Genomic DNA, 17,309 nt, shown 5'->3' with positions numbered 1-17,309 from the left:
TAGGGGGACGTTGGACATGGTTTTGAAGGGGGGAATATATGACTACCGAAATACTTATTGTAGACGATGATAAAGAGATTGCCGAGTTAATTGGGGTGTATTTGCGCAATGAAAGCTATCAAATTTATACAGTGCAGGATGGACTTGAAGCACTTCAATTCATGGAGCGTCACTCTATTGACCTCGTGATATTAGATATTATGATGCCCAAAATGAATGGACTGGATGTTTGTAGAGAAATTCGAAAAGAGCATGAAATTCCAGTCTTGATGTTAAGTGCAAAAGCAGAAGACATGGATAAAATTGTTGGTTTGATGACAGGTGCTGATGATTATATGATTAAGCCTTTTAATCCATTGGAATTAACAGCGAGAGTAAAGGCATTACTACGCAGAGCTAATTATCAACCAACGGTTAAAGATCCAGATAGCATCTATATTCACTCCTTGAAAATTGATAAACAAAGCCATGCTGTTCATGCTCAGGGACAAGAAATAAGGTTGACAGCTATTGAATTTGATATTTTATATTTGTTAGCCAAAAATCGCGGAAGAGTGTTCGGCTCAGAAGAGATTTTTGAAAAGGTATGGAATGAAATAGGATCAGGATCTAATAAGACCGTTATGGTTCATATTAGTAACCTAAGAGACAAAATTGCTGCTGCAACAGGAGAGACGATTATTCAAACGGTTTGGGGAGTTGGTTATAAAATTGAAAAATAATACGTTTTTCATTATAAAAACAATCCCAGTTTGGAAAGCAATTCTCTATGCTCTGCTATCGCTAATAGCATCAACGATAACGGTAGCTATGCTACTTCCTTCGATTTATTATTATGAGCAGCAGTATAGTGCGTTAGATTTCATAGCGAGTATCCTTTTTTCTCTAATGGGAAAGAGTATACTTGTACTTTTGTTTGTCTTGATTCTCTGTTTCTATCTGTTCTTGTTCTATCGAATGGAAAAGAAGCGCTATATTTCAACTGAATTTAATCGTATGATACGTGAAGTTGAGCTTATTGCTAACGGTTACTTTGATTATAAAATAGAAGAGAGAGCGGAAGCTGGTTTAGATGAACTTGCTGCCCACATTAATAATGTCGTAATTCAAGCCCAGAAGGCCATTGAGGAAGAGCGAAGATCAGAACAGATTAAAAATGATTTGGTGACGAATGTTGCCCATGACCTTAGATCACCTCTAACCTCTATCATCGGATACTTGAATCTTATAAATGAAGATGAATATAGGGACGAAGTGGAGCTTCGAGGTTATATACAGATTGTGTATGCAAAGGTCGAACGCTTACATCATTTAATAAATGATTTGTTTGAATATACCTATGTTCAAAACAAAGAAACCCTTATAAGCGATCAATTTATTAATATTGAAGAAATGATTAATCAATTAGTTGTACAACACAGGATTCAGATGCAAGAAGCGGGCATGCAGATGAGGACATTCATAACGACTGATAGTCCTGTCATAGTAGGAGATGGCAATAAAATTGCCAGGGTGTTTGAAAACCTTATTCAAAACGCTATGAGATATGGAAAAGAAGGAAAATACATTGATCTTATAGTAAGTGACTCGAGGCAAACCGTTGAAGTTGAAGTGAAAAATTATGGAAAAGCAATACCAAGTGTGGATCTCCCCTATATTTTTGAGAGATTTTATAGAGTAGAAAAGTCACGTTCTGAATACACGGGTGGATCAGGCCTAGGACTTGCTATTGCTAAAAGTATCGTTAAATTACATGGCGGGGAAATTGAGGCAAAAAGTTCGATGGGGAAAACCTCCTTTGTCGTTACATTATTGAAAAAACCATAAAATAATAGCACTTTACGTATAAGATGAAGCGTAATGGTTGGATTGCAATACTAGATGGTAAAAGTGAACCGTCAGCCCGCTGGGGAGGGAACCCGAAATCGGATTTACGAGGAAGCTGAAAAAATGCTAAAACGCTACTGACATCACGTTGTCAGTAGCGTTTTTGTATATTAGGAGTATGCGAATTTCGTAGTATTTTAGAGATAGGGAGACCTTTCTCAGAATCTTATCATAAAGGTGGAATTTATTCATGAGCAATGTCAAGTGGGAAGTAGATCCGGACCACAGCTCCGTCGAGTTTTCGGTGACGCATTTAATGATTAACAAAATAAAAGGAGTATTCGAGCATTTCCAAGCGGCCTTAAGCTTTGACCCCAACGATTTAACAACCATGGGGATACAGGCTTCGATAGACGCAAATAGTCTCACAACTCGCCAACGTCAACGGGACGAACACCTGAGGAGCGACGACTTCTTTCATGCAGCTAAGTATCCAGCCATTACGTTTCAAAGCACCCGCTGCGTCCTAGCTGGCGAACGGCAATATGAACTTACGGGCAATTTAACTCTGCATGGAGTCACAAAGCCCATCACTTTTCATACCGTTTTTGAAGGGTTAAATAAAGACCCTCGTGGCCGGGAGCGTGCAGGTTTTCATTCAATAGCCAGTATCGAACGCAACGAATTTGGTTTGTCATTTAACTCGCCGCTGGAAACGGGTGGTATAATCGTCGGAAATGAAGTGAAGATCGAGCTTTATATCGAGGCAATTAGAATAGATTAGCGATATGAATATAGATCATTACGCTCAGAATCAAATAGAAGGAGTTAGAGAACAGTATACCTAAGGAGTGGTGTATATGGCGCGTGTCTTATTTATTAATGGCGGATCAGAGGGACATATCAATCCAACGATTGGAGTTGTGCAAGAGCTTATTCTGCGTGGAGAAGAGGTGGTGTACTTTTGTATAGAAGCTTTTCGGGAACGTATGGAGAAGACGGGGGCTTCGGTACGAACATTTGACGATCAAAAATTTATAAAAGCCTTTATCTTAGGCGGAAGAGACTATTTACCCGAGAGAATCAACGGTCTTTTACTTACGGCAGATATCGTCATACCAAGCGTTCTTGAACAGATCGAAGGAGAGCATTTCGATTACATCATCCATGATTCCATGTTTGGCTGCGGACATTTGCTTGCTCAAATTCTTAAGCTTCCTGCAGTCAACTCTTGCACTTCTTTTGCGCAGACAAAAGATTCATTCGATAAAATGCTGGAACCGTTTTTCACAGAAGTATCTACAGAAATAGCTAAACCTATAAACGATAAATTTCAAAGCCTGACGGCAAGGATGAAAGAAAAATACGATGTGGACATCCAATCTCCGTACGAAGTGTTTTGTAATCCTGCGCCGCTTACAATCGTTTATACAACAAGGGAGTTTCAACCGGATGGAGAAGCATTCGACCAAACTTATAAATTTGTAGGTCCATCCATCTCTTCGAGATTTACTCAAGAAAACTTCGACTTTCCTGCAATCAAGGAGAACAACCTCATTTACATTTCACTGGGTACGGTCTTTAACCAAGCCATTGATTTTTATAGGCTTTGTTTTGAGGCATTTAAGAACACAGATCATCCTATTGTCATGGCAATTGGGAATAAAGTTCAAATTTCAGATTTAGGGGAAATTCCTAAAAACTTCATCGTGAAAAATTACGTTCCACAAACCGATGTCCTGCAATACGCGAAATTATTCATTACCCATGGCGGAATGAACAGTACCCTTGAAAGTCTCTATTATGGGGTTCCGCTAATTGTAATCCCACAAAGCGCGGATCAGCCGGTCATTGCCAGGCAAGTCGCCAATATCGGAGCAGGCATTCAATTACAAATGCAGAGCTTGACCGCAAATCAACTCCGTGAGGCTGTAGATCATGTGATAGGCCTCTCATCTTTTAAGAAAGCTGCCGCAAAACTTAGGGAATCCTTTCGAAAAGCAGGCGGGTATCATCAAGCCGTTGACGAGATATTAGACTTTAAAAGTCAATGTTACCAAGAGTATTCGATGTGAACACCGTCAATAATGTTGCCACTTTTGCTGGAGCGGTTGGTATAAATGTAAAGGATGCGGAGAATCAGGATCAACATGACTTAAAACTGATTATCATAGAGAGAAGGAATACGTCTACTCACTATCCTTGTAAGCTTTATATGATGAGAAAAGGCAAATATGGAGTATTGATGAGGCGAATAAATACATTATCACGAGTGCGAAAAAATAGAATTGTACACGAACTAAGAATGGCCACAAATAATCTGCGTGGCCATTCTTGGTTTTTGTACACATTAATTGCTTCCGGTTTGAGCCGGCATCCCACGTTTTGTACACATATTATAGAGATACCCTACTACCAAGTTAGACTTTTGTACAGTTCTATACTTCGTCAAATACCTCTTTTAAAATATTGAGTGCTTTCTTTTGTTCCTTAGCACTTCTTTTTAACAGCAAAGCATGAATTGCCATAATATCTTCGCTTTCTTGTTTGCTTCCTAAATTCATTAGTTCAAAGAATTCTATATTCAGGGCGGTCGAAATCTTTATGATAGTTTCTATTGTTATGTTACTTTCACCGCGCTCAACTCTGCCCACAAAGGAGAAGGATGAGCCTATTTCATCTGCTATTTCCTGCTGGGTTAAACTCTTTTCAGTTCGTAACTTCCTTACAATAGCACCAATTTGTTCAGCAATAGTTTGATTCATATAAGTTATCTACTCCCTTACTAAGAAGTGTAGACAATAGACGGAATGTAGTGTAGCCATTAAAAGATTCAAAATAATAAAATGTTGTCCGTGTATGTATCGTGAGGTATACTGTAAATATCTTCAAAAGGACAGTGTTCTGTTGATATTTAGTTTAATGATTAATCTCAATGCTATTGGGATTTGACTGATGGGGAACACATTGGTTATATTTGTAATAATTTAGATAATATTTCTATAACTACACCTAAGAGGCTCCTTTTTAGTGAAAAATATATTTTACGGAGGCGTTGGTAGTGGGGAACGATATAGACAATGATGTTTATCTGCTTTCAGAGCATATACATGCCCTGGATAAAGGGTTCGACTTATTCCGACTGAGCTATAGACAGAACAATTGGGACGAAGCGGATCGTATTGCTAATCAAATTTTATCCTTGGCTGAACATTTGTATGAAAATAAGAAAAAATGGGGCGAAATTGTTAGTCCTTTGAACCAAATGATCAAGCGCCCTTTGATATTTTATTTTGGCTACGGGTATTTAGCGAAGTCTATAGTTTATCAGAAGCAAGGTCTTTTTGATCGGGCTAGAGAATACATAGCCAAATATGCGGATTTGGGATGGTATGAGAATGCTACAAATGAGGACATAGAGGAAATCGAGCGTTTTAAAGGATTTTCGAAGGCCAACGGGTATGCCGTTGATTTGTTGTCTGGCAAGAGGGGATTATTGAAAGAATATATTGATTTTATACAAGATAATGATGAAGAAACACTGCCCGGACTGATTACAATTTTTGAGGCTGCAAACTTGAATGAATGGAATATAGACGATTATTACTATAGCTCTATTCCTGAACAACTAGATGCTTTTTCCGAGCTTGAAGACCTTGGAAATCGGGTGTATTACGTAAAATTACTGAATCAACTTGCCGCCTATAGTTTGAACCAGCGGCGGAACGATATCGCAATAAATTATATGCTTGATTATATGCAAATAGCAGTTACAATGGACTTATACAGGGAATTTTTTACAATTATAGCCATGTTTGAAAACGTTCGTTCACTCGCTACAACGGAGCAGCTGAGTAAGTACAAAAATATTTTACAGGAGGTGCATCATGAAAAAAGCATTAGTAGCTACATTTATGCTGATGACATTTCTTAGTATTTTAATTCCGGTTTCCACTTCACCTTCAAATGCAAAAATCACTCCATTCAATCATGGTGTTAACGGGTAATGAAAGGCCACTTGCAATATGCAGGTGGCCTTTCATTTTTTGTATCTTGTCAATGTGTAGCGTTATTTCTCGATTTAGTCTGTGATGCTAAAAGCCAATATGGATCGGAATTGATACTAAAGAATAGATGATAAATGACAAATTGAAAATTGTCTTATGCTGAAAAGTCTGTGCTTGGATATGGTCACAAGATAGGTACATAAGTAATGCCGAAACAAAAACATATTTGTTAAATTTTTTTGCTTGTACTGATCCGCAGGATTACCGCATGAAGCCACGGTACAAAAGATAGAATGGCTATAGTAAATACCGTTGCCATCTCTTCATGCTCTCTTCTAGTGATATTGTACCCATTATGTAAAAGTTCTAGCCCTGTACACATATTATCGGCTGCAGATCGGCGGGTCGAGGTTAACCGCTGAAGGAAGTGCGCCGTTACAGTGTTGCGGTAAACCATATCACAAATAAACACAAAGTAGAGGCATGGCTTTCTGATTATAGTAATATTCCATCACAACCAACTTGGAAGACATTTGCTGATACTTTATACGCTTCAAAGATATATGAGTAGGTAAAAACAACCAAGCATTGCCCCAGGGCATCGCTTGGTTGTTTGCATTCCGCTTAATCAGCTCATCCCGCCTAAATCCCTACTCCGGAACTCCCTGTGTCACTCCATGCACATACGTCTGCCAAGGCGTGTCGAGCGCTCCTTGCCCCGGGTTGTAGGTGAAGGAGTATTCCACTGTATCCCCTTGCTGCAGGTTGAGGAGCGGGTAGGTGAAGTTGCCGTTCCCTGTAGAGGTCATGGCAACGTTGATCTGGCCGCCGCCATTGATCTTGTAGTGCAGGTCTGCGAAGGTCGCGCCGTTAACGTAGAATTGCAGGTTGTTGGCGGTCTTCTTCAGGCCGCGCACGCTGTCACCGATGACGACGGTGCCGGGTGACGGCGTGACGACAGTGATATTGCTGGCGGCCGTTTTGCTGCCGTCAGCGGTTGTGGCTGTTACGGTGACAACGCCCGGCGCGAGGCCGGCTACGCTGCCGGTTGCGTTGACGGAGGCGATGCCGGGATTGGAGACTGACCAGTTGACCGCTTTGTTGGTAGCGTTCGAAGGCGCTACGCCCGCAGTTAACTGGACGCTCTTGCCTACCTCTACTTGGGAAGAGGACGGTGTGACGGTGACTCCGCTAACTGGAACGTTGCCGGGATTTTCGCCGCCTGTGCCTTCTTTGTACACCCGTACATAATCCACCTGCATTGTAGCCGGGATACTGGATGGGTCCGGTATGCGGCCACCGTCGAAATGGCCGCCGACTGCCAGGTTCATGATGAGGTAGAACGGCTGATCGAACGGTGCGTCGGGATTGTTCGGCGCGGCGACAGAATACCATTGCTCACGGCTTACTTTGAAGAAGAATTTGCCGTCTACATACCATTTGATGTTGTCATCTTCCCACACCATAGAATAGACGTGGTAATCGTTCGCGAACGTCTGCCCTTGCGGGAAGTGATACTCACCGGCGATATAGCGGTTCACCGGCCATTGGCCGCCGAAATGGATAGCGCCGCTGGTGGTGCCGGGCAGCCGCCCTTTGGCTTCCATGATGTCGATTTCACCGGATGCAGCCCAGGCTCCATATACGGAATTCTCCGGCAGCATCCAGAGCGCCGGCCAGATGCCGTCGCCGGTAGGCAGCTTGGCGCGGATGTCCACCCGGCCGTATTCAAGTGACATATGAGCCTTGGTGTTGATTTTGCCGGAGGAATACTCCGCGTACCGGTTCGGGTCCTGCGGGAACGAACGGTGATCGTTCAAGGCCCGGATGTTCAGCTGTCCGCCAGTCACGAATACGTTCTGTGTGCTGTTCGTGTAGTGCTGCATTTCTGCATTGCCCCAGCCCCAGCTGTTAGCATCATCGCTGATGTAATAGCCTGTTTCATAATTCCATTTGCTTGTATCGAGTGCGGTGCCGCTGAATTCATCCTGCCAGATGAGGTTCATGCCGGCGATCGCCGGATCACTTGGCGTCCCGATGGCAATGTCTCCCTGGTCGGTTTCATCGGGACGCGGTGCATTGGGGTTGCCAATAAAGTTGTAATACACATAGTTGCTGCCGACGTTTCCGCCGGACTGCCCGTTTAACGGGTAGCCGATACGGATTTCCATGTTCTCCTGAATCGGCTGGAACCAGAGGCCGTAGACGTAGTCTGCCCAGTATCCCCACTGGTTGGCGGCGGACATGTTATTGTATCCATTGCCCGAGTAGATGAATCTGCTCTGGCCGGAGTTGCTGAGATCGACCCATTGCCCGCCTATTTTAATCTGATACACGAAGTTGCCTAGTTCGCTGCCAATCGGTGCGCCTCCGTCAATCTTAGGTAACGGGAAGCCGATGGCGCCGCTCTTGTCCGCCGTGTAGGTGGTACCGTCGTAAGCGGAGAGGAGGAATGAATTGCGGACAGGCTGATTGAAGGTAATGGTGTAGATGAGGCTGGCGGAAGAGGTCTTCGACTCCAGCTTGACGTTGATCGATTCTGTTACCTTAAACCAGTAACCGCCGCCCCCTTCAGTAAATTGGCCGAAATTGCTGTCATAGATCCAGCCGCTGGCCGCATTGTTGTCGATGTTAATCCACTGGCTGCTGCTAACAGGCTTGACGGACAGCTTCAGATCGTGAGCTACTGCATCATAGATGAGGCCCGGATTGTTGTTGAAGATGGGATACGTAAAACCTGCGCTGCCGGTGAAGTCCGCCGTAAGCGCCGGCCCTTGCGTCGGCGTCATCGACGTGATGGTTGCGGTGTTAACGTTCTGGAACACAAGCGTGTAATCCAGTGTAACTCCGCTATTGGCCTTGGAGTATAGCTGAATTTCTGTGGTGGCCGTTAGCGTGAACCAGTAGCCATTCGCGCCGCCGTCGCTCCAGTGTCCCCAGTTCTGGTTATAGACATAACCGCCTGCGCTGTCGATGTCTACCCAATTGCCACTTTTCTTCACCTTAACGCCCACATCGCCGGAAACGTCACTCCAGCTGGCGGCGCCTCCATTGAAGACCGGCATAACAAACCCGAAGCTGGCTTGCCCCACTCCGGGTTTGGAGATGACCGGCCCGTCTGCTGCCGAGAAATAAGCCATGGACGTTACAGTGTTGCCCGCCGCCTGAACCCTGGAAGCTGGTAACAAGCCGATGCCCGACAGCATCACCAGCGCGAGGAACAGGCTCCATACTTTGCGTGTAAACCTAATCTCAGCCTTGAACATTCGTTTCATACTTGCCCTCCTTTAGAATCGTTTGGCACAATAGAAAACGCTTACAGATTATTACATCTATATTTTAACCAATGGAATAATTCGGTTAAAGGTACAGGATTTTATATGAAGGCCCATTATTTTGGCTTTAGGCAGGATGAACCCAAAAAATCCCCCATAAAGGGGGATCGGCACACTTATTTCCGCCGGATCATCTGTCTGTATTCCGTGGGCTGCATGCCCATGACTTCGCGGAAGGCCCGGGTGAAGCTTTTGTAGCTTTCATACCCGACCAGCGGCGTGATCTCGACGATTTTGTATTCCGTCTCGGCCAGCAGCCGCCGGGCTTTATCCAGCCGTACATCACGCAAGTATTCAGAGAACCCTTTACCGACATTCTTTTTGAACAGGTTGGAGAAATAAGCGTAGTTCAGCGATACATGGTTGGAAACCATGGCGAGATCAAGCGGCTTGTGGTAATTTTCGTGGATGAAGCGGATCGCTTCGTTCAGGTCCTGCGAGTTACGGTAGCTGCACTTAAACTCGTAATAGAAATGGTTGAGACGCAGCATCTGATGCTGCAGCGCCTGAATATAATCACGGATACCCGGATAGTCATACAGGTTACGCAGCGATTCAATATCGAGCGCATCCTCCCCCATGTAAGGCCGTATCACCCACTCGTACTCCTCCAGCATCTGCACCACAGCCCGGCATAACCGATCGGTATATTGAATGTGATAACGCTGCAGCACATCTTTGTGAAAAAGCATCGAGATGCCCTCGGCGATTTTGCTGTCGTTGTCAGCTCCAATGAAACGGAACAAAGCGTACAGCTCCTCATGGGGAAGCTGCCACTGCTGCATAAGCCCCGCGATGTTCTCCGGCAGCATGCAGCGTAGCTCGGGGAATAAATAGCTGTGCCGGTATAACTCCTGGACCTCGGTGTAGGCGCAGGGAAGCGCCTTTAACCCTTGCTGCGGCCCGGTCATGACGGCTGTAGCGCCAATCTGTGCGGTCTTGAGAGCGGCGGGCAGCTTGTCGGTCGGAACAGAGGCATCAACGGCTAATATCAGGTGCGGCCGGTGCTGAAGGCAGATGCAGCCCTCACTGCCATACACGCGGTAGGCGATGGATTCCATGCTGTGGGCGCTGCTGGCACCCCGCTGGTTAATCCGCCGCTCCTCGCGCAGCAGGCAGAGCCGGTAGCTGCGCCATAGCTCCGCATTTTGCTGCTCCGTCTCGCCCACCCACACCTCATCGTTTGCCGAGCCCTGCATGTATAGGCTGAGTTCCTTGCGGTCCGTCTCCCGGGCGAGCCGGGATAGCTGCTCCATGTTGCGCGAAAGCGCCTGCCGGGTCCGGATTTCCTGCCACACATGCTCAACCGAGGCTTGCAGATCCTCACGGTTCACCGGCTTGAGCAAATAGCCCTTCGCCCCCAGTTCGATCGCCTTCTGGGCATAAGCAAAATCGCCGTATCCGCTAATGATCAGGTAATCAGCTGTGATGTGCTCTTCCCGTGCGTGCGCCATCAGCGTCAGTCCGTCCATATCGGGCATGCGGATATCGGTAATGACGAGCTGGATGCTGTTCTGGCGAAGCAGCTGCAGCGCCTCTATGCCATTCCCCGCGCAGTAAATGCTGTCCGGCTGGAGAGGGAATTGGCGCACCATAGCCTGCAGGCCGTCGCGGATATGCTTCTGATCGTCCACAATCAGCATATTGATCAACTTTTACCATCCCCCCAGATTGACTTGTTCCCAAGGTAACCGTATCGTGACGCATGTATAGACGCCCGGTATGCTATCAATTGAAAGGCCGCTGCCCTTGCCGTAGTGCAGCTGCAGCCGTTTGTGCACATTCTCTAATCCTAGGCCGTTTTGGCTGGCGACAATCGGGTTATCCGACTCATCCTCCAGCGCCTCTTGCAGATTGCTGAGCGTCTGAGAGCCGGCTCCGTTGTCGCGGATTTCAATCAGAAGCATGAGGTTGTTCTCCACGGTTACGTTAATTTCGATGATCACGCTGCCCCCCTGGGGCGCCGCATGATGTACGGCGTTTTCCACAATGGGCTGCATGCACATTTTCGGAATAGGGTAGCGCAGCACCTCAGGCGGGAGGTCCGCCCGCAGCTCGAAGCTGCTGCCTTCCATAAAGTTAATGAAGCGGATATAGCTCTGAATATTGGCCAGCTCATCCCCGAGACTGACGGTATCGCCCCGCCACTGCATGCTGTAACGCAGCAGCGAACCGAGTGACACCAACGCACCGGCGATAGCTGGCTGCCGTTCTACTTCCGCATGCATCCGGATCGACTCCAGTGCGTTGTAGAGGAAGTGGGAATTAATCTGCGAATGGAGCGAATGGAGCTGTGCGTTTTTGGCGATCAGCTGCTTATCGACGACCTGGGTCATCAGGCGCTGGATTTCATCAAGCATGTTGTTGTAGCTGACGGCGACATAGTCGATTTCATCACCGGGTTCATTGTCGCCAAGACCTGTATGGATCTTGGCATCAAGCTGGCCTCTGCGCACCTTGCGCATGGAAGCCAGTACCATCTCCAGACGGCGGAAAATGCGCCGGGTCATATATGAAACTAACAGCAGCAGCATCAGCAGCACGCAGGATGTAATGGCCACGACGAGCAGGTACCAGCTTCGAGGTCCCTTCATCAGATCATGACGGGAAGCGATATCGATGACATAGGCATCCAGCGGCGCGATGTAACGGTATAGCGCATAATAGGTCTGATCACCGGCCCGGACCTCGACGGGATTGTTATGCTGCAGTACGTCGAGCTGCCCGTGAACGCGGGTAAGGATCTCATCCAGCTGCCCGCCTGCGTCCAGGGCAAAAGCATGCGAGGTATTATAAACATGGCGTGAAGGAATGGTCCCATCCATGACAACAGAGAAGAAATTACCGCCTGTCTCCTCCTCCAAAAGATTGCTGAAAAAGACGCTGTGCCGGGTCCGTATTTCCATGATGGTAGGCCGCTTGTACTGTTGTCCCTGAAGGCGCACCAATCTGTAGTAGGATAACGTATGCTCCCCGTCCTGAAGGGAGAACAAGCGGTAAGCGGCTCCGTTCTCTCCACGCAGTGACATCCAGTAGTCCTGCGGCCAGAACCGGTCGTAATGATAGATTTCCGGCCAGATCTCGTACAGGTTCGGGTTATCGACATAGAAGCTTAGCTCGCTAACCATGTCGTAGCTTTGAATAATATTATGCATTTGCTCGTATTGATTCTGCCTGAACTTGACGAGCCGTAGACCGTCGGCCCGCATATCGGAATGAATGAAGTCCACAAATGCTTTCTGTGTCAGAGCTGTTGAGGAAGCGTTCTCAAGCATATCCATGCGGCTGCGCAGCTGTTCCTCCAGGCGCGAGACGTGGCTGCTGCCGGTGGCCATGGCGTCCTTGTAGAGCTGGGTTTCCTGCGCCCGGATAAACAGGAAGGATACCACAATGGCAGGAATGGCAATCATCAGGCTGAAAGCCAGAAATAATTTTTGTGATATACGGGAATTGCGGTAAAGCTTCCTTATTTTCATCCATACAGCCTTCATTCCCATACCTCCCTACATTTGTAATATACCATGGATTACAAACCTTCAGGCGGGTAAACAGGAGAATGGGCGAACTTGCTGAAACCCCTGCGTAAGCAGACAAGACCGGCTGCCCCTCTGGCAGCCGGCAGTGCTGTTAATCGGCCATTTTCGCTTTCCGCACATCCAGCTCGGTCTGGCGGAACTCCATTACCTGCTGGAAGCCGTAACTGTCACGGCGCTCAAGGAAGCTTGCGAAGATTTTGTCAAACGCAGCCTCATCCTTGGCTGTAATCAGCTCCGGCAGCACTTCCTCCCAGTTCTGTGAAATCCGTGACCAAGCTACTGCAACCTCGGAATCGCCCAGCGGGTCCAGCCCCTTGTAAATGCCGCTGTCAATATCGGCCTGAGCGTTGGCGAAGTCCTCCATCTGCTTGATCACAGGTGCTTTCTCCGGTCTCCACTGGTTAACGATAACCGGGTTACGCATCATCCAGTACGTATCGAGCACGCCATACTGCTTCTCCAGCGTCTCAATATCGCTCTCAATCAGGTTCAGCATATCAGCCTTGAGCTGAGGCTTGCCGTCCACCGTCTCCCACGTTTCGCCTTCTTTGCCGAGGAACAGATCGTGCTGCCCTTCTTCGCTGGAGAGATAGGTCAGGAAGCGGATGGCCCGTTCCGGATTTTTGGTCGACTTGCTGATCATTGTCACCATCCAGCCGTCCATATTGCCGGGGAACAGCTTGGCGCTGTCGCCGCTGCTGTTCTGCGGTCCATCCACAGCGATATAATACGAATCGGGATTGGTGCCGGCAGCCAGCATCGGATTTACGGCCGTCATGCCGGACCATTCGCGGATCATCATGAAATAGCGCGCGTTATTCGTTTTCTCCTCCACCTGCGTATCGGAATCCACCAGGAAGTCTACGTTGATCAGCCCGCGCTCGTAAGCGGTGCGGAATGTTTTCAGCCAGGCAATATATTCAGGATCGGTTACGCGGTCGTATACTTTTCCGTCCTTCTCGTGCGGTATGGCCAACAGATTATGCAGATATTCAGTCATGCCGTATGGCACATTGCCTTGGGCGAAGAAGGGGCTCATCGGCTGGCCCTTATATTTCGAATATTTATCCTTGAACAGTTGCAGCGCGTTCAGAAAGCCCTCCGGGGTGCTGAGGTCCGGACTGCCCATTTCTTCATACAGATCCTTCCGGACAAGGAACGTCTGGTTGGCCGCCGTCATACCCGTTTCATGCATCAGGTTCGGGCTGTAGGAGTCGTTCGGAATGCCATAGGTGTTGCCGTTTTCCTGCCGGTACCATTTCAGGGTCCCGTCGCCCGCCACCTTGTAGAAGTAAGGATCGTACTGGTCTGCCAGTTCGTTTAAGGCATAGACATGGTCGCCTTCCCACAGTTTTTTGACAGCGGTTTCCCATGATCCCATGGAGATAAGGTCCGGCAGCTGGCCGGAGGTCATCATTAAGGTGATATGCTCGTTCGCTTCGCCGGAAGGGACTTCGAGCTTAACATTGACGCCTGTTTTCTCTGTAATGTACTTGGAGGTCAAGCTTTCGCCCCAGGAGTGGGCGTACCAGTTGGCACCGACGAACCAGGTTAAATCGATTGGACTCGTATCCAGTTTCCATGCGGGCTCATCGGGATTCAGCGTTGCTTCGTTCTGCGGCGCTTGTGTGGAGTCTGCCGGCTGCGCGGTCGGGGCACTTTCATTATTGCCGGAATTGCCGCTGCATGCGGCCAGAGCCAGCGACAGCATCAAGGTCAGCATGATAGTCAGACTTCTTTTAACGGGTTTACGCTTCATAAGAAGATCATCCTTTCGGTTTTTTGTAAGTTACTGATTAGGGAATCGGTTCACCCCTTAATAGCGCCGATCATCACCCCTTTGACCAGATAACGCTGAATGAAGGGATAGAACACCAGAATCGGCAGGGTAGCCACCATCATGGAGGCGAACTTTATGGAGTTGCCGGGCAGCCTTGCCCCGAACTGGGCCATCGCCTGCTGCTGCATGAAGGACATGGAGTTTTCGGCAATGATTTTGTACAAAATGGTCTGCAAAGGCAGAATCTCCTGCGAGCGGATATAGATAACGCCCTGATAATAATCGTTCCAGTGATAGACTGCCGAGAACAGCGAGATGGTAGCGATTACAGCCATGCTGTTAGGCAGTACAATCCGGAACAGCACGCCGTAATCTGATGCCCCGTCTACCTTGGCCGATTCCTCGAGACTGTCCGGGATGGTGCGGAAAAAGCTCATGAAGATGACCATATTGAAAAAGCTGTACATGCCGGGAATAACGAATACCCAGAAGTTGTCGTACAGGCCCAGCTTCGTCATCAGGATAAACGTTGGAATGAGTCCGCCTGAAAAGAGCATGGTAATCAGGGCGATTTTCATATACAACTTGCGGCCGATCAGCGTCGTCTTGCTCATGCCGTAAGCTATTATGGCGGTAAAAAAGACATGTGCAGCCGACCCGATTATGGTGCGCAGGGTCGTAATTACGAACCCGTTCATCATTGTCTTGTCGTTAAATACGACGCTGTAGCTGGCCAGCGAGAACTGCTCCGGGAACCAGTTGACGGTGCCCAGCAACGCCTGCTCCGGCGCGTTAAGCGAGTTAATAAGCACGAACCACATCGGGTACAGCGTCAGAAAGCATACCCCTAGCATCAGGAGGGCGTTGCAGACTTCAAATACTCCGATGCCCCTTAGTCCTGAGCGTCTTTTCACCGGTTGGCCCCCTTTCTAGAAAATGCCGTCGCCAGTTAATTTTTTGGATGTCTGATTCGCCATAAACAGCAGCCCCAGCGCCACGATGGAACGGGCAAATAAAACGGCTGTTGAGAAAGAATGGCGCCCCGACACAAGTCCCATGTTATAGATATAGAGATCGAGACTCTCGGCCATCTTCATGTTCATATTGTTTTTTAACATAAAGATCTGCTCAAAGTTACTGCCGAGAATACCGCTGACGGCGAGGATGAACAGAATAGCGATGGTCGGACGGATGCTCTGCACGGTAATGTGCCACATGCGCTGCCAACGTCCCGCTCCGTCAAGCTCCGCGGCCTCGTACAGACCAGGGTCGATGCCGGATATAGCCGCGATGTAGATGATGGCGCTCCAGCCTGTTTCCTTCAGCGTATCGGTAAAAAAGGTAATCCACCAGAAATATTTCGGGTCGCTGTTAAAGAGAATTTCGCGGTTCTGCAGTCCGAGTGTCATCATCAGATGGTTGACCACACCACCTTCGCCCAGCCAGTTGAGCGCGATGCCGCCGAAGATCGTCCAGGCGATAAAGTGCGGCAGGTACGAAATGGTCTGCACAGTGCGCTTGAAGCGCAGGCTGCGGATTTCGCCCAGCAGCAGAGCAAACAAAATCGGAATCGGAAACCCCAGCACAAGCTTGATGCTGCTCATCCCCAGCGTATTGCGGATCGAACGCCAGAACCGGTCGTCCGTCACAAAGTCCTGAAAGTGCTTCAGTCCGACAAACGGCGACTCCAGCATAGGCTTCGCGATACTATAGTCCATAAAGCCGATAATGAGCCACAGCATCAGAAATAACAAAAGATCAACATCCAGATGATTCCCGGAATGACCATGCTTTGCATCTGCCACTGTCTAAAAAACGCTTTCATTTGTTTCGTTTGAAATTGAAACATGTCTCGTGTCCCCCCTTCCTTTTCATCGTAAGAAAAAAGACCCGGGAAAAAAAGGGCATGATTTTTGACCCTATCCCATTTTTTTGGATTCATTCGGGCCGGGCACTGAAATGCATTATGCTGTGGTTAAATGGAAAGGAGAGTGTCATGGATGAGTAAGCTGATATGGGAGCAGGATTTTGTGAACGGCGGAGGTGATTTGAGTCTCTGGAACATCCGTATAGGCAACGATCTGCTTGATAATAACGATAATCCCATCTACGCCGGTTGGGGGAACGGCGAGCAGCAGTTCTATACGGATCACCCGAACAATCTCTATTTCGATGAGTATGGTTTAAATCTGCGCGCGTGCCTTGAAAGGGTTGAGCAGGAGGGACGGAGCTTTGCGTATACATCGGCCCGTTTGGATACAAGGAATCACTTCTCTTTCTGCTACGGTAAGCTTGTCATACGAGCCAAGCTGCCGGTAGGGCAGGGTCTATGGCCTGCCATCTGGCTGCTGCCGCAGGATCTGGCATACGGGCCTTGGCCAGCCTCTGGAGAGCTCGACATTCTGGAGGCCAAGGGCCGCCTGCCCCGGCAGATCGCCGGCACGCTGCACTACGGAAAGGACCTTGACAGCAAAGTGGTTGAGGAATTCACCCACGAGCTTGAAGACGGAACCATCAATGAGTTCCGCGATTATACGCTGGAATGGGATGCGGGTTCTATTCGCTGGCTGGTAGACGGGTATTGCTTCGCGCAGCGCCAGCTGGAGCCGGGCATCATGCCGTTCGACCAGCCCTTCTATCTGCTGCTTAACCTGGCCGTGGGCGGATGGTACGACAACGTGGAGGTGGACGAGGCAGTGCTGCCCGGGTTGATGACGGTGGCGGGGGTTTGGCTTTATGCGTAGGATGAAATTGACTATTTAGATTGAACTTGAGAATATACATTTAGGGAAAAGAAATCGAAACCTAACAGCGGTTGGAAGTC

General features: G+C 48.1%; 13 protein-coding genes. 6 read left to right on the top strand and 7 right to left on the bottom strand.

Annotation, left to right across the window (positions count from 1 at the left end; genetic code table 11):
* Nucleotides 1-38 precede the first annotated feature (38 nt).
* The 4 genes from NSS79_RS33630 to NSS79_RS33615 all read left to right on the top strand — a co-directional run bounded on the left by NSS79_RS33630 (nucleotide 39) and on the right by NSS79_RS33615 (nucleotide 3,902).
* Nucleotides 39-722, top strand: a complete 684-nt coding sequence (locus NSS79_RS33630; RefSeq protein WP_039832860.1) for a response regulator transcription factor — start codon at nucleotides 39-41, stop codon at nucleotides 720-722.
* A complete protein-coding gene (locus tag NSS79_RS33625; protein ID WP_342437753.1) occupies nucleotides 712-1,827 on the top strand; it encodes a HAMP domain-containing sensor histidine kinase in 1,116 nt (371 codons plus the stop codon). Before NSS79_RS33630 ends, NSS79_RS33625 begins: the two co-directional genes overlap by 11 nt.
* Before the next feature lie 250 nt (nucleotides 1,828-2,077).
* Nucleotides 2,078-2,611, top strand: coding sequence for a YceI family protein (locus NSS79_RS33620; RefSeq protein WP_342437752.1), 534 nt, complete (start codon nucleotides 2,078-2,080; stop codon nucleotides 2,609-2,611).
* A gap of 76 nt (nucleotides 2,612-2,687) precedes the next feature.
* A complete protein-coding gene (locus NSS79_RS33615; RefSeq protein ID WP_342437751.1) occupies nucleotides 2,688-3,902 on the top strand; it encodes a macrolide family glycosyltransferase in 1,215 nt (404 codons plus the stop codon).
* A gap of 363 nt (nucleotides 3,903-4,265) precedes the next feature.
* On the opposite strand, the gene NSS79_RS33610 is transcribed toward NSS79_RS33615, so the two are convergent.
* On the bottom strand, nucleotides 4,266-4,592 hold the full coding sequence (locus NSS79_RS33610; RefSeq protein ID WP_076111801.1) for a helix-turn-helix transcriptional regulator: 327 nt from the start codon (nucleotides 4,590-4,592) through the stop codon (nucleotides 4,266-4,268).
* Between the two features lie 296 nt (nucleotides 4,593-4,888).
* Between NSS79_RS33610 and NSS79_RS33605 the strand changes: the two genes are divergently transcribed.
* Nucleotides 4,889-5,761 (top strand): DNA-binding protein, encoded by an 873-nt coding sequence (locus tag NSS79_RS33605; RefSeq protein WP_342437750.1) that lies wholly within the window; start codon nucleotides 4,889-4,891, stop codon nucleotides 5,759-5,761.
* Between the two features lie 723 nt (nucleotides 5,762-6,484).
* Here NSS79_RS33605 and NSS79_RS33600 read toward each other — a convergent pair.
* From NSS79_RS33600 to NSS79_RS33575, 6 genes are all read right to left on the bottom strand, one after another.
* Nucleotides 6,485-9,109 carry a family 16 glycosylhydrolase gene (locus NSS79_RS33600; protein WP_342437749.1) on the bottom strand — a complete coding sequence of 875 codons (2,625 nt, stop codon included), beginning with the start codon at nucleotides 9,107-9,109 and terminating at the stop codon, nucleotides 6,485-6,487.
* Between the two features lie 176 nt (nucleotides 9,110-9,285).
* Nucleotides 9,286-10,812: a response regulator gene (locus NSS79_RS33595; protein WP_342440491.1), complete on the bottom strand. Its 1,527-nt coding sequence runs from the start codon at nucleotides 10,810-10,812 to the stop codon at nucleotides 9,286-9,288.
* Between the two features lie 12 nt (nucleotides 10,813-10,824).
* Nucleotides 10,825-12,660, bottom strand: a complete 1,836-nt coding sequence (locus tag NSS79_RS33590) for a histidine kinase (protein WP_342437748.1) — start codon at nucleotides 12,658-12,660, stop codon at nucleotides 10,825-10,827.
* A 136-nt stretch (nucleotides 12,661-12,796) separates the two neighbouring features.
* On the bottom strand, nucleotides 12,797-14,464 hold the full coding sequence (locus tag NSS79_RS33585) for an extracellular solute-binding protein (protein WP_038598115.1): 1,668 nt from the start codon (nucleotides 14,462-14,464) through the stop codon (nucleotides 12,797-12,799).
* A 50-nt stretch (nucleotides 14,465-14,514) separates the two neighbouring features.
* Nucleotides 14,515-15,399: a carbohydrate ABC transporter permease gene (locus NSS79_RS33580; protein ID WP_342437747.1), complete on the bottom strand. Its 885-nt coding sequence runs from the start codon at nucleotides 15,397-15,399 to the stop codon at nucleotides 14,515-14,517.
* Between the two features lie 15 nt (nucleotides 15,400-15,414).
* Nucleotides 15,415-16,290, bottom strand: coding sequence for an ABC transporter permease subunit (locus tag NSS79_RS33575; RefSeq protein WP_342437746.1), 876 nt, complete (start codon nucleotides 16,288-16,290; stop codon nucleotides 15,415-15,417).
* Nucleotides 16,291-16,485: 195 nt separating this feature from the next.
* Between NSS79_RS33575 and NSS79_RS33570 the strand changes: the two genes are divergently transcribed.
* On the top strand, nucleotides 16,486-17,229 hold the full coding sequence (locus NSS79_RS33570) for a glycoside hydrolase family 16 protein (protein ID WP_342437745.1): 744 nt from the start codon (nucleotides 16,486-16,488) through the stop codon (nucleotides 17,227-17,229).
* Nucleotides 17,230-17,309 lie beyond the last annotated feature (80 nt).

Source organism: Paenibacillus sp. FSL L8-0436 (assembly GCF_038593025.1).
GTDB lineage: Bacteria > Bacillota > Bacilli > Paenibacillales > Paenibacillaceae > Paenibacillus_AQ.
This window is presented reverse-complemented; position numbering and strand designations above follow the sequence as displayed.

Bases quoted from the DNA above. Each gene is read 5' to 3' on its own strand.
- NSS79_RS33630 (WP_039832860.1), top strand. From the start codon at position 39: ATGACTACCGAAATACTTATTGTAGACGATGATAAAGAGATTGCCGAG.
- NSS79_RS33620 (WP_342437752.1), top strand. From the start codon at position 2,078: ATGAGCAATGTCAAGTGGGAAGTAGATCCGGACCACAGCTCCGTCGAG.
- NSS79_RS33615 (WP_342437751.1), top strand. From the start codon at position 2,688: ATGGCGCGTGTCTTATTTATTAATGGCGGATCAGAGGGACATATCAAT.
- NSS79_RS33610 (WP_076111801.1), bottom strand. From the start codon at position 4,592: ATGAATCAAACTATTGCTGAACAAATTGGTGCTATTGTAAGGAAGTTA.
- NSS79_RS33600 (WP_342437749.1), bottom strand. From the start codon at position 9,109: ATGAAACGAATGTTCAAGGCTGAGATTAGGTTTACACGCAAAGTATGG.
- NSS79_RS33595 (WP_342440491.1), bottom strand. From the start codon at position 10,812: ATGCTGATTGTGGACGATCAGAAGCATATCCGCGACGGCCTGCAGGCT.
- NSS79_RS33590 (WP_342437748.1), bottom strand. From the start codon at position 12,660: ATGAAGGCTGTATGGATGAAAATAAGGAAGCTTTACCGCAATTCCCGT.
- NSS79_RS33585 (WP_038598115.1), bottom strand. From the start codon at position 14,464: ATGAAGCGTAAACCCGTTAAAAGAAGTCTGACTATCATGCTGACCTTG.
- NSS79_RS33570 (WP_342437745.1), top strand. From the start codon at position 16,486: ATGAGTAAGCTGATATGGGAGCAGGATTTTGTGAACGGCGGAGGTGAT.